Annotated in this window: 18 protein-coding genes; 17 read left to right on the top strand and 1 reads right to left on the bottom strand. The window is 38.4% G+C overall.

Features of this window, described 5'->3' with window-relative positions:
- Window positions 1–100 precede the first annotated feature (100 nt).
- From BMW61_RS08360 to BMW61_RS08390, 7 genes are all read left to right on the top strand, one after another.
- On the top strand, window positions 101–418 hold the full coding sequence (locus tag BMW61_RS08360; protein ID WP_091820942.1) for a multidrug transporter: 318 nt from the start codon (window positions 101–103) through the stop codon (window positions 416–418).
- Window positions 418–585: a hypothetical protein gene (locus tag BMW61_RS21860; RefSeq protein ID WP_175475138.1), complete on the top strand. Its 168-nt coding sequence runs from the start codon at window positions 418–420 to the stop codon at window positions 583–585. Before BMW61_RS08360 ends, BMW61_RS21860 begins: the two co-directional genes overlap by 1 nt.
- Before the next feature lie 114 nt (window positions 586–699).
- Window positions 700–1,332, top strand: a complete 633-nt coding sequence (locus BMW61_RS08365) for a class I SAM-dependent methyltransferase (RefSeq protein ID WP_091820943.1) — start codon at window positions 700–702, stop codon at window positions 1,330–1,332.
- 601 nt (window positions 1,333–1,933) lie between these two features.
- Window positions 1,934–2,239, top strand: a complete 306-nt coding sequence (locus BMW61_RS08375) for a hypothetical protein (protein ID WP_026528436.1) — start codon at window positions 1,934–1,936, stop codon at window positions 2,237–2,239.
- A complete protein-coding gene (locus BMW61_RS08380) occupies window positions 2,229–2,573 on the top strand; it encodes a tetratricopeptide repeat protein (RefSeq protein WP_175475139.1) in 345 nt (114 codons plus the stop codon). The genes BMW61_RS08375 and BMW61_RS08380 overlap by 11 nt, the downstream gene beginning before the upstream one ends.
- A 287-nt stretch (window positions 2,574–2,860) precedes the next feature.
- The gene (locus BMW61_RS08385) at window positions 2,861–3,406 is read left to right on the top strand and encodes a type III toxin-antitoxin system ToxN/AbiQ family toxin (RefSeq protein ID WP_242876671.1); all 546 of its coding nucleotides are present in this window, start codon (window positions 2,861–2,863) and stop codon (window positions 3,404–3,406) included.
- A gap of 230 nt (window positions 3,407–3,636) precedes the next feature.
- Complete coding sequence (locus tag BMW61_RS08390; RefSeq protein WP_091820950.1) at window positions 3,637–4,014, top strand: hypothetical protein; 378 nt, start codon at window positions 3,637–3,639, stop codon at window positions 4,012–4,014.
- Between the two features lie 394 nt (window positions 4,015–4,408).
- On the opposite strand, the gene BMW61_RS08395 is transcribed toward BMW61_RS08390, so the two are convergent.
- A complete protein-coding gene (locus BMW61_RS08395) occupies window positions 4,409–5,461 on the bottom strand; it encodes a LacI family DNA-binding transcriptional regulator (RefSeq protein WP_022763191.1) in 1,053 nt (350 codons plus the stop codon).
- A gap of 239 nt (window positions 5,462–5,700) precedes the next feature.
- On the opposite strand from BMW61_RS08395, the gene BMW61_RS08400 reads away from it, so the two are divergent.
- The 10 genes from BMW61_RS08400 (at window position 5,701) to BMW61_RS08445 (ending at window position 19,634) form a co-directional block, all read left to right on the top strand.
- Window positions 5,701–6,621, top strand: a complete 921-nt coding sequence (locus BMW61_RS08400; RefSeq protein WP_026498195.1) for an ABC transporter permease — start codon at window positions 5,701–5,703, stop codon at window positions 6,619–6,621.
- Window positions 6,622–6,634: 13 nt separating this feature from the next.
- Entirely contained in the window at window positions 6,635–7,546 is a 912-nt protein-coding gene (locus BMW61_RS08405) for a carbohydrate ABC transporter permease (RefSeq protein ID WP_091821004.1), read from the top strand.
- Between the two features lie 55 nt (window positions 7,547–7,601).
- A complete protein-coding gene (locus BMW61_RS08410; RefSeq protein WP_091820952.1) occupies window positions 7,602–9,257 on the top strand; it encodes an ABC transporter substrate-binding protein in 1,656 nt (551 codons plus the stop codon).
- A 113-nt stretch (window positions 9,258–9,370) separates the two neighbouring features.
- The gene (locus BMW61_RS08415) at window positions 9,371–10,702 is read left to right on the top strand and encodes a family 43 glycosylhydrolase (protein ID WP_175475140.1); all 1,332 of its coding nucleotides are present in this window, start codon (window positions 9,371–9,373) and stop codon (window positions 10,700–10,702) included.
- A gap of 8 nt (window positions 10,703–10,710) precedes the next feature.
- A complete protein-coding gene (locus tag BMW61_RS08420; protein WP_091820957.1) occupies window positions 10,711–12,192 on the top strand; it encodes a glycoside hydrolase family 32 protein in 1,482 nt (493 codons plus the stop codon).
- Window positions 12,193–12,195: 3 nt separating this feature from the next.
- Window positions 12,196–13,161 (top strand): carbohydrate kinase family protein, encoded by a 966-nt coding sequence (locus tag BMW61_RS08425; RefSeq protein WP_022763185.1) that lies wholly within the window; start codon window positions 12,196–12,198, stop codon window positions 13,159–13,161.
- A 183-nt stretch (window positions 13,162–13,344) separates the two neighbouring features.
- Window positions 13,345–14,556 carry a leucine-rich repeat protein gene (locus BMW61_RS08430; protein WP_242876672.1) on the top strand — a complete coding sequence of 404 codons (1,212 nt, stop codon included), beginning with the start codon at window positions 13,345–13,347 and terminating at the stop codon, window positions 14,554–14,556.
- Window positions 14,557–14,787: 231 nt separating this feature from the next.
- Complete coding sequence (locus BMW61_RS08435) at window positions 14,788–17,361, top strand: RNA polymerase sigma factor (RefSeq protein ID WP_091820959.1); 2,574 nt, start codon at window positions 14,788–14,790, stop codon at window positions 17,359–17,361.
- A 104-nt stretch (window positions 17,362–17,465) separates the two neighbouring features.
- Entirely contained in the window at window positions 17,466–18,413 is a 948-nt protein-coding gene (locus BMW61_RS08440; protein WP_091820961.1) for a hypothetical protein, read from the top strand.
- A gap of 99 nt (window positions 18,414–18,512) precedes the next feature.
- Window positions 18,513–19,634, top strand: a complete 1,122-nt coding sequence (locus tag BMW61_RS08445) for a hypothetical protein (protein WP_139176258.1) — start codon at window positions 18,513–18,515, stop codon at window positions 19,632–19,634.
- Window positions 19,635–19,830: the final 196 nt, after the last annotated feature.

Genomic DNA, 19,830 nt, shown 5'->3' on the forward strand with positions numbered 1-19,830 from the left:
GAGGTTTCGTTCATCAATTGTTCATGGCTTCATTATTGTAAAACGCATACTACAACCTTAAAATTGTAAGTAATAATTTAGAAAAATGGAGACTTGAAATATGGTAGGATTGTCTGAAAAAGACTGGAAACTTTTTAGAAAGAACCTTCCTGAGTGGCAGGAAGCATATATGGGGAAGCTTGTTGAGGAATATAAGGAAATCCTCAACAGCGATAAGCTTTCGTCTGATAAATACTGGGCACTTGAAGGGCGTCTAAAAGCGGACAAGAGGAATCCTGGAGTTGTGATCACAGATATAAGCAGATCAAACTTTTACAATCATCTTGTATCTCTTTTAAGGTACAAGGTCATAACCATGGATGATCTTAGGGATTTCAGTGATGATACAAAAGATATAATCAAACGGCTGATAGGATAATGAAAGACAACAGATACGCGAACATAATTGTATGCTATGGGGATGCTGACAGGGATATCCTGACAAAGCAGATAAAGATGTACAGGGAAAGATACCAGTCTAAGAAGTTGCATTCAGGATATGCTGAGATTGGCGAAAGAAAAAGGCATGCAAACAGTCAAGGCTAATATCTATTCCTTTAATACACAGAGTCAGTGCATGTTTGAATCGATAGGATTTAAGAAAACAGATGAAGAGTGGTATGAATTCAAGATAGGTGAAACTGAATCTACGGAGGGTATATGCTAGATAATAGAGGTTTTGATTTATGGGCAGATGGATATGATGCAGCTGTAGGGCTTTCTGATGAAGAAGATAGGTATCCGTTTGCAGGATATAAGAATGTTTTAGGCGGTATTTTTCAAGAGGTTATGACCAAGGAGAATGCCTGTGTTTTAGATATTGGTTTTGGAACCGGTACACTTACTACAAAGCTTTATGAGAATGGGTGCGTGATATATGGTCAAGACTTCTCTGAGCGAATGATTGAGCTGGCCAAGGAGAAAATGCCGGATGCGAATCTGTATCAAGGAGACTTTTCAAAAGGATTAGTCCAAGAGCTTAAGGATTGTAAGTTTGATTTCATCATTGGAACTTATTCCCTACATCATCTTACAGATGAACAGAAGATAGGCTTCTTTTCAGAACTAATAGACAGGTTAAATGAATACGGAAAGATCCTTATTGGAGATGTAGCATTTGAAACAAGGGAAGATCTTGAAAAATGCAAGGCAGAAGAAGGCAGTGACTGGGATGATGATGAGATATATTTTGTTGTGGAGGAAATCAAGAAATCGTTTCCTCAGGTAAGATTTGAGCAAAAATCATATTGTTCCGGCATTATTATGATAGAAAAGATGTGTGGGAAAAGATAACATGTATATACAGGTCAGATTCGGAATATGATTATAAGACAGCACCGTTACGAGCGCTGGAGCAGCATCTGCGCGGAGAGTATTCAGAAGTAATCGCGATAACCGATGAAAAGGGAGTATTTCCTAACGGTGATTTGGATTTTTTCTTAAAGAATGGATATAGTGTTCAAGGATGAAAGCTATTGTATCCTGCATCTTGTATCAAAGAAACTATAACATTTGCCAGTTAGTGCCGCTCTTCTTTAGTGATGGAAATAATCCACATATAGATTGGAGGATTTAGTTGGAATCAATTACAAGAATAGAACCTAAGGTTTATGCAATTATGAAATGCTTGTAAAAAGATTTTCCGAGCCTGAACAGCTCAGATTTAATAAGCTTGATCATCTTTTACTCCTGATTTCATTTTATGAAAACCACATACTAATTATATGATGCCTTTTTTGAAGCATTTCTGCAAGTAATGGTCGGTAGAATCTAATTCCTATATCGTATAGTGAGATTTGATGCTCTCGCAATATACCACTGTTTTCAGTTGCGTAAAAGTATATAATATTTATGAAAAGAACTGTAATAGCGTTACCGTTACGGAGGGAATAAGATGGCTTATGAAGATCCGCAAATAGTTCAAGAATGGTTAGATGCACTCATAGAGCTTGATGTAAAGGTAAAAAAGATGTTTGGGTGCTATTGCTTGTATTGTGATAACCAAGCTGTTGGATGGATTTATGATAGTGTTATGAGCTTAAGGGAGGTCGGGCTGGATTATTTGCCAGACGATATCAAGAGGCCTGGCAAGGATGACAAAATTCAAGAGTTGGTTATTCCGCTTGATTATGTCAAAGAAGATTGGCTGCCTAAGGCAGTTCAGGACACTGCTGATATTCGAAGAAATAATGGTAAATAGCGTGGAAAGAAATATGAATAAAGATATTCCAGACATACTAATCCGAGCCCAGGAACTCCAAAAGGCCGGCGATTATACATATTCATGTAAATTATATAAGCAGTTTTGGGAGAACAACGATGTTCATCCTCTGCGCTTTAAGGCTTTATTTGAGGTGGCTGATAATTACTATCATGCAGGGGATTACAGATCGGCAATGCAGGGATATCAAGAATTCCTGGATTATTGTTCAAGTCAGCTTGATACTACTGCTGAAGAACGTGGCTGGATTGATGCATACACAAAGTTAGCGCATAGCCGTTTAACGACAATAGGGGAATGTAATCACGTCTAACTATAATGAAAATTATTTGTGTATTTTTGATATTGCAACATATGTTTGGAGATGTTAGTATTTAGTTACATCGAAGAGATGTATTGGTTTCCTTACCAAGCGAAATGGGAACTTTATCAGATGGGAGCCCCACCATATAAAATAATCGGGAGCTTTATCAGATGGGAGCCCTACCATATAAAACAAATGGGAACTTTATTAAGACGGGAGCCCTACCGGCGAAAAGGAATTTTACGAGCTGCGTCATGCGACGTAGCTCGTTATTTGTTATTAAGGAGCATGATTACTTGAGGAAACTGAACTTTTACTACATTGACTTAAAATATATCAGGGATTTGTCCAATGCGGATGATAATGTTATGTCTATATCTCCGCAGAGAGGAAAGGAGAACAGGCCATTTGTTGGAGTTGTTGTACTTCTCAATGGCAGGCATTACTGTATACCACTTACTTCGCCAAAACCTAAATTCCAGAACAAGAAAAGTCAGGTTGATTTTATCAAAATTTTTGATGATAGTAAGAAAAATGAGGATGGAACAAGTAAACTTATAGGTGTTCTTAACATCAATAATATGATTCCTGTTATAGATAGCGTTATACAGAAAGTGGATTTAACAATACACAAGAATGATGCTGTCGAGATTAAAAATCATAAAGAACTTATGCAAAAGCAGCTAAAATGGTGCAGAGATCATGCTGATACGATCGAGAATAGGGCAAACAAAGTGTATGATCTGGTGACAAACAAGCCAGATAAAAATAGAAATTTGGTGAAGAGATCTTCTAAGTTTGCAGAGTTAGAGAAGATAGCAGATAAGTTTTTGAAAAAATGACTTATGTAACCACATTCATAACAAGTGGTTGCTACCGGATAATATCAACAAAATGTCAACAAAAACTTCTAAAAAGCCGTGGAATGAGTGGAATAATTGGAATATTTATACCAGATATTCCATCAAAAGAACCAATCGACTACAATATATAGATGATTGGATTGAGATGGAACATTCTGTGTTCCGATGGAGGGGCTTGACACTCTTATGAAGTATCTTGGTGAAAAACAATGAATCAGTCACAACTCATTAGCAGAGTAAACAGCTCTATGTATCAGCAGGTAAATAATACAGGCTACGCTACAGCAGTACAGACTCTTATGGATCTGGATATCCTGTCAAAAGAGGATTATGAGAGATGGCGTAATGGCCAGATCCCGTATCTTGAAAAAGTCTGTAAGATCAACCTGAAAAAGTTAGCAGGTGTTCTTGAAGAAATGAAGCGCTACTCTGGGAAGAATGACCTGAAACCAAGCTTTACTTTTTATAAGCAGTGGGGAAGGAAAAACAAATCTATAGTACAGCTAAGGTTTAGCAAAACCGGAAATGAATACATAGAGAAGCTGTATGCAACACATTATGTCAAGACAATAGATAAAACAAATTAAAAAGACAGCCGTTTGGCTCGGTTAGGGGATCACATCTAGAATAGATCCCAGGCTCTCGACTGTCTCTGATCACTATAACAGATGCTGACATGTTTGAACATATCATAAAAGATACTTTTTAGCTGGCTTATTGGCCAGCTTTTTTGTGATATAGGAAATTTCTCCGAAATTCCTATATCATAAAAAGCGCTCCGCTATGGATGCGCACTACTGTGTATGACATTTCACTAGGCTCGAAAAAACCTCGCCAAGTGATCTGCACATCGCGCGATAGGAATATGTTGCCTTCAGCAATCGCGTCTACGTTCCACTTCGGTCGTTGCAAAGCAGATGTCCCCCGGACATCTTGCAACGGCGCGAGAATGTCGCAAGCGACATTGTTTCTTTCATTTTATTACATCTGTGTTGATTCTCTGTAAATAAGATCAGTCTCTGTATAGGTTATCCTGTAATTGAGATCAGGCTGCTCAATCCTTGAGATTACAAGGTTGGCAGCTGAATAACCGATTATCTGGCTGTGTATGTGGCTGGTTGAGAGAGAAGGAGACATGATCTTGGACTCGGGGGAATCATCAAAACCGAATATCTTGATATCACGTGGACATTCTATTCCCATTCTCTTGAGGCCGGATATCAGATCGAGAGCTACAAAATCGTTGGCACAAATAAAGAGTTCGGGCATTTCTTGAATCTTCGTAAGAGCTTCGAATAAGTATTCTCTATATTCTAATCCGTGAGGATGAACCTCTGTAAGACAATATTTTTCGTCAAAGTTCAGATTATTGATATACATTGCCTCCCTAAAGGCTATGAATCGCTCGTAGAAAGAACGGCAATGTGTGACCTGGCCTACAAATCCTATCTTGGTAATTCCCTTTTTGCTCATGTCATTAACGACTGTATATATATTGGAAAAATTATCCATGAGCAGAACATCTGCGTTTAATGGTCTCCAGTAGCTTGCAACGGGAGCATCTATCATGAGAACAGGTAATCCTAGGCTGCACAACATTTCACAATAGGAGTGATCAAACATTTCGATGCATACAATAGCCTTGGTGTTATCCGGTCTGTATGAGAGAGGAAGAGTTCTTGACTCTATATTCTGATGATCAACCCGGTGCATTGTCAGGCTATAGCCAAGCATAGAAATTTCATATTGAAATTTATCCAGCATGGTAGAAGCAAAGTGAGAATTATTAAGGAAATTGCCTGAAAAGAGAGCAATCTCTCCTGAAGCCTTGGGCTGGGAACTGAAAGGATTTGTAATGTCTGAAATGGAATTGGCATAAGAAAATTGCTTGTACCCCATTTCGATAGCCTTCTCTAAAACTTTCTGTCTGGTAGCTTCAGCTAAAACTCCGGTGTTATTTATAGCCTTGGATACGGTATTTCTGGATACTCCAAGAGCATCTGCTATATCCTGTAAGGTGACTTTTGCTGGCATAATGTAGTCTCCACTTTCTAAATAAAAGATGAATGTGTCAAAAGATGGGTGTGCCCCAGATAGTAGGTATTTATGACTTTTTGACACCTATATCATTATAAAATGTAAAAATTAAAGTGTCAAATGTAAATATTAATTGTGCAAATGTAAAATAATTATGTTGACAGCTGAAAATATGGGTGCTATATTTTACATATGCAAATGAGAATTTTGCAAATGTAAAACTTGGGAGGGACTACATGAACACAAAGGTAAAAGATAATTCGATGCATAACACCCTGGTATATGTTAAGCAGCATTGGCAGCTTTACGTGTTCTTCTTAGGACCGGCACTACTTCTTACAATCGTCTTCAGGTATCTTCCTATGGGAGGAATTCTGATCGCATTCCAAAAGTACAACCCGTTTAAAGGAATACTTGGAAGCGAATGGGTAGGTCTTAAATATTTCCAACAGTTTTTATCGTCACCGGACTTTATGCAGTATCTCATAAATACATTGAAGCTTAGTGTATTTGGTCTTCTCTGGGGTTTCCCGATGCCGATTATCTTAGCACTCCTTCTTAACAGAGTATCGAGCAGCAAGATCAAGCAGAAGATACAGCTTGTACTGTACATGCCGAACTTCATTTCAGTCATCGTACTTTGCGGTATGGTCAGAATCCTTCTTTCAGTTACAGGACCGCTTAACATGATGCTTGGAACGAACATCAACTTCCTTACAATTCCGGAAGCGTTCAGACCGATCTACATCGTCAGCGGAATCTGGCAGGGAGCCGGTTGGGCATCAATCATGTACACAGCAGCTCTTTCCAATGCAAGTAAGGAGCTTAAGGAAGCAGCACAGATTGATGGAGCTAACATCTGGCAACAGATCAAGGCAGTTGAGTGGCCGGCCATCAAGGATATGGTAGTTATCCAGTTCATTCTTCAGGCAGGTAACATCATGAGTATCGGTTTTGAAAAAGCGTATGCACTTCAGTCTGACATGAACCTTGCATCATCCGAGATCATAGCTACTTATGTATATAAGAAGGGTCTTTTGAATGGTGACTACAGTTATTCAACAGCAGTAGGACTTTTTAATACAATTGTAAACGTAATACTTCTCATTGCGGTTAACAAGATAGTTGAGAAGCTTAACGATGGACAGGGATTATAAGGGGAAAAAGAAAATGATTAAGACATCAAATAAAAAGAGCGAGTTCGCAAGAGCTTCTCTTGGAGATAAAATATTCCTTCTTGTAGGATATATCATTCTTGCAGCTTTCGTGCTGGCTATAATCGGACCTGTGGTTTATATCATCGTTGCTTCATTTATGGATCCGATAACACTTCAGAATAAAGGTATTGTTTTTGATTTCAGTAAGTGGACACTGACAGCTTATGAGAGAGTTATGACCAACTCACAGATATGGACGGGATTTTTCAATGCGATTCTTTATTCCGTACTGTTTGCAGTAATTTCAGTATTTATAACTCTTTTGTGTGCTTATCCTATGTCAAGAGATGATTTTAAGGGAAAATCAATCTTCAACACGATTTTCATCATAACAATGTTCTTCGGAGGCGGACTTATCCCTACATACCTTCTTATCAGTAACATGGGACTTCTTGATTCCATGTGGGCTGTAATTCTTCCGGGATCATTTAGCGTATGGAACATGATCATCGCAAGAACTTACTACAAAGGTGTTCCAAGCGAACTTAGAGAAGCTGCTGATGTGGACGGAGCTAATGAATTGGTGTTCTTCTTTAGAATATTGCTTCCTGTATGTACACCACTTATCGCAGTGCTTATCCTCTGGCAGTTCGTAGGAATGTGGAACAGCTATTTCGATGCAATGATCTATCTGAATTCAGCAAGTAAGCAGCCTTTGCAGCTCGTTCTTAGAGCAATCCTTATTCAGAATGAGCCAGATCCGGGTATGATTGCAGATATGCAGAGTACTGCACAAAGAGCACAGCTTGCAGAGCTTTTGAAATATGCAACTATCATCATTTCAAGCTTGCCTTTGATAGTTATGTATCCGTTCTTCCAGAAGTATTTTGATTCGGGAATTATGGTTGGTTCAGTTAAAGGCTAACGTTAATTCACCTGTTATACAGGTTTGAATAGTTTCTAATGAAAAGGAGAGGACAATGAAAAAGAAAACAACAAAGTTACTGTCTACAGCGCTTGTCATTGCTATGTCAGCAAGTGCGCTCACAGGTTGTGGCAAGGGGACTTCAACTGGCAGTGGTGCAGCTAAGGTAGATGCTGAGAACATCACTTTTCCTCTTGAAGAGAAGGTTACTATCACAGGTACAATCAGCTATCCTTCAGGAACAGAGGCTGAGCCTAACAACAGAACAATCTTCAAGAGACTTGAAGAGGAGACCAATGTACATGTAGATTGGACAGCTATTTCAAACGATCAGTGGGGAGACAAGATTCAGCTGACAATGGCTAACAAGGACATGCTTACAGATTTCGTATTCAATGCAGGATTCAGTAACTCTGATCTTATCAGATATGCAGACCAGGGCGTTATTCTTCCTGTTGAAGAATATATTGACAAAAACATGCCTAATCTTAAGGCTGTATTCGATAAGTATCCTGAATATCGCACAATGTGTGAGGATTCAGAGGGCCATATCTGGGCTCTTCCCTGGATCGAGCAGCTTGGTTCCAACAAGACAGCTATCCAGACAGTAGGTAACAACTTTACTTACATCAACAAGAAGTGGCTTGATTTCCTAGGACTTGAGAAGCCTACAACAGTAGACGAGTTCGAAGAAGTACTTAAGGCATTCAAGGATCACGCTTCAGAGCTTCAGGCAGAGTTTGGCATCGAGGGTGATATCATCCCTATGTCATGCATCATGAACGATCAGGATCCCAGCCTTCTTATCAACGGTTTTGGTGAAGGTTATGGTGATAACGATATAGGACAGCACATCGCTGTAACAGATGACAAGAAGGTTATCTGCACAGCTACTCAGGACGGCTTCAAGTCAGGTATGCAGTGGCTTCATAATCTCTATGATGAGGGACTTATCGATCCCGAGTGCTTCACACAGGATTGGTCAACATACGTTGCTAAGGGAAAATCTCACAGATACGGCGTATGCTTCACATGGGACGTTGCTAACATCGACAACCTTGAGGACTATGAGCCTCTTGCAGCTCTTCAGGCTGATACCAAGAACGTAACACCTATGAACGGTTCATTCACATCAGGTTTTGACCGCGGCAGATGCGTAGTTACAGCTAAGTGCGACAACCCTGCATTCGTATGTGCATGGCTTGATCGTATGTATGATCCTTTCCAGTCACCTCAGAACAACTGGGGAACATATGGTGAGGACGATGAGTTCGATATCTTCGAGCTTGGCGAAAACGAAAAGGGTGAGAAGATGCTTAAGCATGCTCCTCTTGGCGATGCTTCACCTGTAGAAGTTCGTGAGGCTGAGGCAGTTGGCGGACCTCTTGCAATCCTTGATGAGTACTATGGTGTATATGTAACATGTCCTGATGATGCTCAGTATCGTCTTGACTGGATCAAAGAGTACTACACAGATGATATGCATTGCCAGTATGTATATCCTAACGTATTCATGACAGCTGATGACACAGAGAAGCTTACAACAATCCAGACTGATCTTATCAGCTTCATCAACTCCAGCAGAAGTAACTTCGTTATGAACGGCCTTACAGATGCAGATTGGGATGAGTACATCAAGCAGGTTAATGCTTATGGTCTTGAGGATTACCTTGCAATCTATCAGAAGTACCTTGATGAGTTCTACAAGTAATACACATTGTTACATCTTATGGGATTAGCTTGATAAGCGAAAGGTGAGGGAGGAGTTATCTCCTCCCTCTTTTATAAGAGATGAAAAGAAAAACAATAGCTTTATTTGGTATTATGTTATGTTTATTAACCGGATGCGCTGATAAAAAGGGCGAGCAATGCCTTTTCCCAAGAGCAGAGGACAGCTACGTTGGGGATGTAATGGCTCTTTCAACTGATAAAGGCGTATATCTGAATTATTTATATGAAACTGATCACAATGGCGTAGGTTATCACCCGCTTCATCAGTTTTTTACCAAGGATTTTACTACATATGAAGATAAGGGAGAGGTTCTGAAATTCGCAGAGGATTCTGAAGTTCAGGATCTTGCTATAGGAACGGGTTCCTTTATCAGGGATGACAGTGGGAAATATCACTGTTTTTACACAGGTCATAATGACTATTATGACACCTACGGACTTGATAAAGAGTGCTTAATGCACGCAACAAGTAAAGACAACAAAAAATATGAGAAGAATTATGATGAAATAATTCATGCTCCTAATGGCTACAGTACCAATGATTTCCGTGATCCTCAGGTTATTAAGATGGATGACGGCTATATCATGCTGGTTGGCGCCAGAAAAGAAGCAGAAGATGAAAGTGCGATCATATATTATGAATCGCAGGATTTAGAGAACTGGACTTTTAAGGGTGATTTTTATACAAGCAAAGAACTTAATTTTATGGAATGTCCGGATGTGTTCAAGCTTGGAGATAAATACTATCTCGTCTTTAGCTGGAACAATGTAGTTTACTACAGAACAGCGTCTGATTTTTTCGGACCCTGGGAGAAACCGGAGATTGACACATTTGACGGCAATGGCTTCTATGCAGCAAAAACATGTGAGTACGAAGGTAAAAGATATCTGATCGGCTTTCTTGATCGCAAAAAGAGAGAAAGCGATGGCCTCATGTACACATGGGCAGGAAGCGTACTGGTATATGAGCTTAGACAATTGCAGGATGGCACACTGGGGGTGTGCATGCCTGAGAAATATAATGAGTATTTTAATAAGGAGATACTATCTGAGGCAGCTGCAGATAGTTCACTTGATTTGGGAGATGTACCCGATACCTGTCATTTAAGCTATAAACTTACGATGCAGGCAGATGGAATATGCGATCTCGTATTTTCCAATGCTGAAAAGGGAGAAGAGTACAAGATCTCTGTAAATAATAAAGAGGACAACATTTCATACAATGCTTTTCCCAACTATCAGGCTATGAAGCTGGAGGAAGGCAGACAATATCGGGTTGATGTTGTAGTTGAAAAAGACATAGTGGTTATCTATGTAGACGGGCAAAAGGCACTGTCAAACCGCATTTATTCAGCAGTTGGAGCTACCTGGAAGCTGAATATGGAAAATGCAGACGCAAGTGATATAAAGATTTATGGTAAATGAGGAATATTATGAGTGATAAGTTAAATAAAGCAAGAGAATATGAAGTAAAAAAGGAAGCAAAGATACCTGAGGAGCAGCGTCCCCTCTTTCATTTAACACCCAGATGCGGCTGGATGAACGATCCTAACGGCTTTAGCATCTATAAGGGAAAATATCATATGTTTTACCAGTATTATCCCTATGAGACAGTATGGGGACCTATGCACTGGGGACATGCAGAAAGTACTGACCTTATCAGCTGGAAGTATCTTCCCTGTGCAATGGCGCCTGATGGAAAATATGACGGGTTTGGATGCTTTTCAGGAAGTGCCATTGAGATGGAAGACGGCAAGCAGCTTCTCGTATATACAGGCGTTAGAAAAGAAGAGGATGAAAACGGCGAAATCCGCGAGTATCAGACACAATGTATCGCTATAGGTGATGGTGTTGATTATGAGAAATACGAGAATAACCCTGTAATTAATGCAGACAGCCTTCCTGAAGGAGCCGGAAAATTCGACTTCAGAGATCCCAAGGTGTGGAAGGAAAACGGTAAGTATTACATGGTTGTTGGCAACAAGACCATTGATAAGGACGGACAGATACTTCAGTATGTAAGTGATGACGGTATTAACTGGTCCTATGATAAGACTGTTATCAAGAACAACCACAGATTCGGTGTAATGTGGGAGTGCCCTGATTACTTTAACCACGATGGTAAACAGGTCCTTCTCACAAGCCCGCAGGATATGCTCCCTGAAGAGCTTGAGTTCCACAACGGAAACGGAACCTTGTGTGTGATAGGAAGTATCGATGAAAATGGAGAATTCTGCGAAGAAAACTGTCAGGCTGTTGACTATGGTATTGATTTTTATGCGCCACAGACAATCAAGACTCCTGATGGACGAAGAGTCATGATCGGCTGGATGCAGAACTGGGATACATGCGGAATCAGGCGCGATGACTTCCCATGGTTTGGCCAGATGAGTATTCCAAGGGAAATAACTATTAAGGATAACAGACTTATTCAGTGGCCTGCCAGAGAGATAGAGAATTATTACGGCAAAAGAATCAGCAGACAGAATGTACTTATTTCTGATAGTGCTTCACTTTCAAGTATTGAGGGCAGATGCGTAGATATGACAGTAAGAGTCAGATCTACACAGGCAGAACTTTCATATAAAAAATTTGAAATTCGTTTTGCTGATAATGGCAAGGCTTATTCAGCGATTGAATATGATCCTGTTGACAATATTGTTAAGATAGACAGAAAGCATTCAGGAAGCAGAAGAGCCATTGTTCATCAGAGAAGATGTAAGGTTGCAGGAAATAAGGGTGAGATTTCACTTAGACTTGTTCTTGACAGATACAGCATGGAGCTCTTCATCAATAATGGACAGCAGGTAATGTCTATGGTAATCCTTACAGATGTCAGAGCTGAAGGTATCAGTTTTAAGGCAGTTGGAGAACTTCTGATGGATGTTACTATGTATGAGCTTGAGAGGAAATAACTTATGAAAAAAGATGTAGTTGCGCTGGGAGAGTTGCTTATTGATTTTACAGGAAGCGGAGACAGCAACCAGGAAAATCCTTTATTTGAGGCTAATCCAGGCGGAGCACCCTGTAATGTGCTGTCAATGCTTCAGAATTTAGGCAACAGCACAGCTTTTATCGGCAAGGTTGGAAACGACTTTTTTGGGAGAATGTTAAGAGAGAGAATTGAAAAGCAGGGTATAGACTCTACCGGACTTGTCTTTGACGAGGAGGTAAATACTACCCTTGCATTTGTAAACAAGCTTCCAAATGGAGACAGAGATTTTTCTTTTTACAGAAAGCCCGGAGCAGACATGATGCTGACAGCAGAGGATGTTGAGAAGAATGCTGATCTTATCAGGAATGCAGATGTATTTCATCTTGGAACACTGTCAATGACAGACGAACCTGCAAAAGAGGCAACTGTCAGAGCTGTTACAATAGCTAAAGAGAGCGGAGCAGTCATATCTTTTGATCCAAATTACAGAGAACCTTTATGGAAGAACGTAGACGATGCAATAGATGCTATGAAATATGGCTTTGAAAACTGTGATATCCTGAAAATTTCAGATAATGAGATTGAGCTTTTTACAGGCCTTAAGGATATAGAGGCAGGAGCAAGGAAAATAAAGAGAGACTTTGGTATTCCAATCGTGTTTGCCACACTTGGACCTGAAGGAAGTATAGCTCTTTACAAAGATATGGTGATCAAAAAAGACGGGTACAGAAATCCTGCTACTATAGAGACTACAGGAGCAGGCGATACCTTCTGTGCCTGTGCCATAGATTACATCCACAGAAACGGACTTGATAATCTGACAAAAGACGGATTATTTGAATGCCTGTCGTTTGCAAACGCTGCGGCATCTATTATAACCACCAGAAAAGGTGCACTTTCTGTAATGCCAACCCAAGAAGAAATAACAGCTTTTCTAACAAACAAGTAATGATAAGAACAAAGAATATGCGAAAAGGGATTAACTTTAAGTTATTCCCTTCAGACTGTAGACAAAGTCCACGGCATCTGCCGTGGATTTTTCTTTATGAATATAATAATCGACTTGTGATATAATTATTGACTATGAGGGAGCCTGCCATAGTGCAGAATAGAAAAGTCAGGGGAATTGAAAATGAAAAAAATCTTGGGGAATCTTTTACTCTTTATCACATCACTTATGTGTGTGATAGTCTTATTTGGATGTGTATCCATTAATTCCAAAGCAGCGAAAAAAATTCAACCTGTTAAGGATCTGAAATGCATCAATGATAAATATCATTTCAAAACTGTTAGTGATGGAAACTATTATGTATTGGTATATAGCGTAGATGAAAAGGGCAAAAAGAATTGTTTTCATTATAATAAGTTAGGAGCTCTGAAAAAGGATCAGACAATTGATGAGTATGACTTAGGTTTATTCAACTACTACGACAATCTTGGAAAGATAATTCTTTATGTTATTGGATGTGATGATGAACCTCTGACACATACATTAACTATTGATTATTGTTTGAAAAAATCCAATTATGGAATAGCAAGCTACGAGATAAATTTAAATGAGAGAATGCCACAGCCAACCGGAATAACAGCAAAATGGTATGAAAATAATGGAAAGAAATTATGGAAAATAAGTTGGACCGATGATGGATATGGTCATACTCTCAGATATGGATATGGCCAACGTTCAATAACTTATTGCAATTGTAGTATGGCTAAAACAGAACATGAATACACTTTTTCAGATTATGTAGAAAGTGTCACTTTAAAAACATCATCATGCGATTTGAATAAATATGCTAATTCTGATGTGATAACGATTGTAAGGCCTGCAGAGAACTCAGATGATAACACATCAAAAAACATGCCTACAGATGATAACACATCAAAAAACATGCCTACAGATGAAAATACTGATAAAAAAGATGCATCAGGTACGGTAGGAAATAATGCTGCTAAGTTGCCAATGACAGTAACTATTGATGATATTACATACTACATTGATGTTAATGGAAATGCCTGTGCAACAAAAATCGCATCAAAAAAGAAAGCTGTTCTGGATGTTGTTACAGTAGATGGTACATCTTATCCCGTCACATTTATAGCTAAAAATGCCTGCAAAAACAATAAGAAAATAAAATCTGTGAAGATTGGCAGTAATGTTACTTCTATAGGAAAAAATGCCTTCAGGGGGTGTAAGAAACTCAAAAAGGTCACCATAAAAGCAAACAAATCCCTGAAAATAGGTAAAGGAGCTTTCAAGAAAATTAACAAGGACGCTGTCATCAAGGTTAAAGGCGTAAAAGGCAGCACTAAGAAAAAACTTATAAAGGTCATCAAAAAGTAATTTAATACAGGGGTTAACCCCAGCAGGTAAAAGCCCCTTAGGTGAATAATAGTGTCACCTAAGGGGTTTATTTTATAGAAATCCCTGATTTTAGGCTGAAAACTACTAACAGAAAAATTTTTTAAAAAATATAAAACCATTTTCAACTTTCCGGGTACTTATAAGTAGAACCAAGGGAAGGAGGAAAGCAGTTTCGACAACTACAAAATCTAATGATGGGAGATATTGATAATGGATGAAAGTTTGAAGAAAGCCATAGAGGAAATGGCAAAAGGAAAAGAAGAAGGGTTTAATGCAGTTTATTCTGCAACCTACAATCATGTATATTTTCGTGCTAAGGCTTACATGAAGGATGAAGCAGACGCACAGGATCTTACTCAGATTGTATATATCGAAGCCTACAAAAACATAAAGAGCCTTCAGAATACTGAGTCTCTTTTTGGATGGTTGGACGGAATCTGCCATAACCAGGGAATGAAACTATTTAGAAAGAAAAAGGATGTACTGCCTAACTTAGACGATGAAGGGAAGGATATTTTCGAGACTTTAGAAAGTAATGACCTTGCATCTCTTCCTGAGCTGTCAACAGATCAGAAGGAAACAAGCCGTATTATACAGGAGTTTATAGATGAGCTTCCTGAGGTTCAGAAGGCAGCGGTTATCGCATACTATTTCGATGGATTTTCAGTTGGCGAAATAGCACAGATGCAGAACTGCTCAGAGGGAACTGTAAAGAGCCGCCTGAACTATGCACGAAAATTCCTGAAGGAAAAGGTAGAAGGAACAGAAAAGAGAGATGGTATCAGACTTCATGCTGTTGCCCTACCTACAATATGGTATGCTATCAAGCTTATGTCTGAAAATACAAAGCTTTCAGCAAAGGCAGCAGGAGGCATCTATGCAGTAAGCTGCGCAGAGGTTGGACTTGCATCTACAGCTATTACTATTGGAAATGCAGGAGCTGGAATCTCAGCAAAGATGGTAACAACAGGAGCCGGAACAATTGCTGCTACCACTAGCGGTGCAGGTGCTGCGGCGGGAACAGCCGGGGCTATAGGAGCAACAGGGGCAGCAGTAGCTACAGGAACCGGACTTTCAATGGGTATAAAGGCACTTATTATTGCAGGTGCAGTACTAATTGGAGCAGGCAGCGGTGCCGCAGCAACATATGTAGCGGTGAATAATCACGAAAAAGAAACAGAGATTGTTGCTGAAATGGATGAAAGTGAAATAGGAAATACATTGGAGACCAAAGAAGGAAATGATGAATCAGAGGATAATAGAGATGAAATGCCTATGACTGATGAAAAAGATCCTGATAACATTTCATTACCAGGATTACAAGAACAATTAGTTGCTACAGGTACAGTAATTCGTAATCAGGATATCTCCGAATACAGAGAAAAGCTTGAGGAACACGAAAAAAAATATGGGCAATCGTGGATGAATGAATATGGAATTAGATTTACAGAACCAGTTAAGTTACTTGTAGATGGAGATGTTGTAGAAATTAATGAAGCGTGGATACTGCCGTATACTTCTTTAGAAGATTTGGATTTTAATGAATTTGTTGGAAAAACTATTACAGCAGAAGGATGGATAGGAACTCATGTAAATTCCAAAAAAATAAGTGAGGATGTATATCAGAGTACAGATACAGGTGTATATTCATACCGTCCAAATGGTGAATATGAATTCATGATTGATAAGTTAATTGACTCAACAGAAAATCCAGAAGCAAAGAATGAGGAAGAAATTGCTTTAACTGATGATGAGAAAATCCAGATAGTAGATGCTATTGCTTATTTTGATTATAACAATCTATTAGTTTATAACGATTATGTGAGATGTGCCCGTTTATATGCACTTGCTATGCATATTCGTACTTCAGACAAAGAGAAGGCTTTCCCCTGGAGTAAAACAGATAAACTTACGAAAGGACTTATTACAGATATATGGAAAGCTTTCGGAGTTACTATACCAAGTGATTATGATTTTAATGATGACGGAGTAACACCGGATTCGGATTACGATGATCTCCACTTCACCGGAGACATGGAGTTGATAGACTTTAATTATGGGAGTCTGGAAGTAGTAAATAATAGTGACGGAACCTACACATTGAATGGTACATACAAAATAAGCATAGAGAGCGAACCAGCTGAATCTTATCCATTTACTGCTAAGGCAGTTAAGGGTGGTAATCCTGATATTTTTGGTGGACTCATAATTACTGATATTAAAGCATTTGGTAGCGATACGGAAATGGATACAACTTTGTATGAAAAATTCCTTCATAATGAAGAAAGCGTACACATTAACACAGAAAATGACCTTGGTTATTATTTTTCTTTTAAGAATTTTACAAAGCAGGATTATACTCTTGAAGAAATTGTAGATACGTTAATTGCATTCTATAAAGAAGATTGGATGACGGATAGAGTATCTCTTGAAAAGATAGAATATGCTTATATAGATTGTGGTAATGATGGCGATAAAGAACTGGCAGTTGTAATACACACTCCCTCTGAAGAACCACTGGAAAGCTGGGAAGAATATTTATTAATAAAAAATATTAATGGTACTTTGCAGACAGTTTACTCTGATGTGGCATGGACCAGAAACATTATTAATCTCAATGAGTATGGATATATAGATATATATGGAGATGGAGGTGTTGAGAATAGTGGATGGGATAAAAGTTTTATAGATGCTGAGGGTAAAAGGCATGATGTAGAAAATGCAGAAGATCTTACTGAAGATATCAAAAATGGGAAAAGTGTTGAATGGCAGATTCTTGATTAATTTAAAAATTAAAAAAATTTTTTCAAAATTATAAAACCGAATCCAAAATGGTTGGTACTTATAGATAGAACAGAAAAAAAACAATCATTATGGAGGAAAAAGAAATGGCAGAAAAATATTTTGATGAAGAAACATGGAAGTGGGTTATCAAGGACATTAAAGGATTATCAATGAAAATGATAACGGTGATGATGACAACAGCATTATTTATGCCCACTCTTACAGGATGCTCACAAAAGAGCAGTGCTTTCTTTGTAGAGGATAATCCCATTATCAATGAGGCAAGAGCTGATGGACGTGAGGATGAGGTGTATGAGCTTCGAAATGCGATTCAGGCAGAATATGAAGCAGATATGAAAAAGCGTTTCCAAAAAGAGGCGGATGAAGCAGCACAGGCTGTTGATCCTCATCCTGAATGGCTACTGGAAACAACAGATATGCATATAGGATCCAGAGAGAGTGATGGAATTGGATATGGATTAATTGTTCCTATTCCTAATAAATTTGTTGAATACACGGAAACTCAAGGAGAAGTATATCATTCCAGGAAATCAAGAGAGGATGTAATATCAGGATTTAAATCTGTAAAATACAAAGATGTAACATGGCAGTCCAATATGGATGGAATAAAAGAAATAAAAATAGATTGCAGGCATGATGGGGGATATGAAATTTCTAATGAGTATGACAAACCATTAGAGGAATTCTCAACAGATGAGATTTTAACATTATACGGAATACAAGGACATTACAAAAAAGAACTAACAAATGTAGTTACCAGGGATGGTGTTACTTATGTTTTTGAATATCTTAATAAAAGAGAACTTAAGGAACATGGAACATATACGTGTTTGGAATTCACAGTTTTGCTGCCTGACAGGGATGGTGATGTCTATAACATAACAGGAATACAGGGAGCTATTACAATAAATACTTTAAACGATGTTGAAGAAGCAACCATAGCAGCACAGGAATATATGCAGAAAGTTATGAACGAGATAACTGTTATTGAAAGTATTAATATGGATGCAGCCAAGACAATAGGAAACTAATAAGATCAAATACTAATGTGATTCGCATTTTAACAGCTACTTCATTGTGCTACAATGATGAAGTTGTATGAAAATTTTGAGGAAAAGAGGGAAAATAAGATGAAGAAAAATGTTTTACTAAAGAAGGCCGGAGCTCTGCTCCTTGCACTTTCAATATCTGTCGCAGCATTTAGTACAGCTGCTCCTGAGGGAAAGATTATAGCAAAGGCAATAGTAGGAGGGGAATCATCAGATAAGGCTGTTGAGATACCCGCTAACTATGAAATTACAGAGTGGGCTGAGTACAAAGGTGGTAACCAGTATTATAAGTTTACTATACCGGAAGATGGTGACTTAACACTTCATGCAACTATTTATAAATCTTCCGGAGGAATAACTGTTAGTGTATTGAATAGTGATTTTCAGGGATTTAACTGGATAGGCGATTATAGCAGAGACTCAGTAGTCGATGGAACAGATACCAGGTCATTATCTGCCGGAACTTATTATGTAATAGTTAGTAAATATTTGGGTTATGATCAGGAAGCTGAAAATAAGTACAAATTTAAATTGTCATTTAAGGGATATGGAGTATCAGAAAACACAGTAGACAGTTATGAAAACCCTAAAGGATATGAAATAAATACTACTGTGACAGATTCACTTACTTCAACAGATAACGAGGATTGGTATAAGTTTAATGTTTCAAAGGAAAACAAATATGTTCTTAATTTAACAGCCTATAGTAATACTGCGGTTACTTATAGCCGCATTTATGAAGCTCTTATTTTTAACAACGACTTAACGGAAAAAAAATTGGATATCTCCGGCGCTGATAGGACAGGTGAAGTTTATTTAAATTCCGGCGTATATTATCTAAAAATTGTAGGTTCAAACGTAAAATATTCTTTCTCAATAAAAGGTGCTTCAATCGAAAAGACAAAGGTAACCAAGGTTAAGTCACCTAAAAAGAAGAAAGCAGAGGTAACTTTTAAGGCAGTAGATGGTGTAAATGGATACCAGATTGAGTATTCTACAGATAAAAACTTCAAGAAGAATGTAAAATCAAAAACCTTCAAGATTGAAAAGACACAGGATGCAGGTAACAATAAGAGAAAAATTACTATCAGTAAACTTAAGAGACATAAGAGATACTATTTCAGAATCAGAACCTACGTTGAAAACAATAATTCAAGATTCTACTCAGATTGGTCTAAAGCAAAGATGGCAAAAATCAAATAAAGGATAAGATAAACTATATGGGCTCTGAAGCAGTGATGCTTTGGAGCTCTTTTTTTATTTAAGATGAAGCAAGTCTTAGGCTCTGTTTTTGTACTATATTCAGCAATTATTGGGTATCGCGTAGCATCTGCATTTGTTAAGCTTATTTAAGTGGGGCTGTTTTGCACAATTAAAAAGCACAGCCTTCAAAATGAGA

Source organism: Butyrivibrio sp. ob235 (genome assembly GCF_900109475.1).
Taxonomy (GTDB): domain Bacteria; phylum Bacillota; class Clostridia; order Lachnospirales; family Lachnospiraceae; genus Butyrivibrio.

Bases quoted from the DNA above. Each gene is read 5' to 3' on its own strand.
- BMW61_RS08380 (WP_175475139.1), top strand. From the start codon at position 2,229: ATGGTAAATAGCGTGGAAAGAAATATGAATAAAGATATTCCAGACATA.
- BMW61_RS08365 (WP_091820943.1), top strand. From the start codon at position 700: ATGCTAGATAATAGAGGTTTTGATTTATGGGCAGATGGATATGATGCA.
- BMW61_RS08430 (WP_242876672.1), top strand. From the start codon at position 13,345: ATGAAAAAAATCTTGGGGAATCTTTTACTCTTTATCACATCACTTATG.
- BMW61_RS08405 (WP_091821004.1), top strand. From the start codon at position 6,635: ATGATTAAGACATCAAATAAAAAGAGCGAGTTCGCAAGAGCTTCTCTT.
- BMW61_RS08395 (WP_022763191.1), bottom strand. From the start codon at position 5,461: ATGCCAGCAAAAGTCACCTTACAGGATATAGCAGATGCTCTTGGAGTA.
- BMW61_RS08390 (WP_091820950.1), top strand. From the start codon at position 3,637: ATGAATCAGTCACAACTCATTAGCAGAGTAAACAGCTCTATGTATCAG.
- BMW61_RS21860 (WP_175475138.1), top strand. From the start codon at position 418: ATGAAAGACAACAGATACGCGAACATAATTGTATGCTATGGGGATGCT.
- BMW61_RS08445 (WP_139176258.1), top strand. From the start codon at position 18,513: ATGAAGAAAAATGTTTTACTAAAGAAGGCCGGAGCTCTGCTCCTTGCA.
- BMW61_RS08375 (WP_026528436.1), top strand. From the start codon at position 1,934: ATGGCTTATGAAGATCCGCAAATAGTTCAAGAATGGTTAGATGCACTC.
- BMW61_RS08435 (WP_091820959.1), top strand. From the start codon at position 14,788: ATGGATGAAAGTTTGAAGAAAGCCATAGAGGAAATGGCAAAAGGAAAA.
- BMW61_RS08410 (WP_091820952.1), top strand. From the start codon at position 7,602: ATGAAAAAGAAAACAACAAAGTTACTGTCTACAGCGCTTGTCATTGCT.
- BMW61_RS08360 (WP_091820942.1), top strand. From the start codon at position 101: ATGGTAGGATTGTCTGAAAAAGACTGGAAACTTTTTAGAAAGAACCTT.
- BMW61_RS08415 (WP_175475140.1), top strand. From the start codon at position 9,371: ATGTTATGTTTATTAACCGGATGCGCTGATAAAAAGGGCGAGCAATGC.
- BMW61_RS08425 (WP_022763185.1), top strand. From the start codon at position 12,196: ATGAAAAAAGATGTAGTTGCGCTGGGAGAGTTGCTTATTGATTTTACA.
- BMW61_RS08420 (WP_091820957.1), top strand. From the start codon at position 10,711: ATGAGTGATAAGTTAAATAAAGCAAGAGAATATGAAGTAAAAAAGGAA.
- BMW61_RS08400 (WP_026498195.1), top strand. From the start codon at position 5,701: ATGAACACAAAGGTAAAAGATAATTCGATGCATAACACCCTGGTATAT.
- BMW61_RS08440 (WP_091820961.1), top strand. From the start codon at position 17,466: ATGGCAGAAAAATATTTTGATGAAGAAACATGGAAGTGGGTTATCAAG.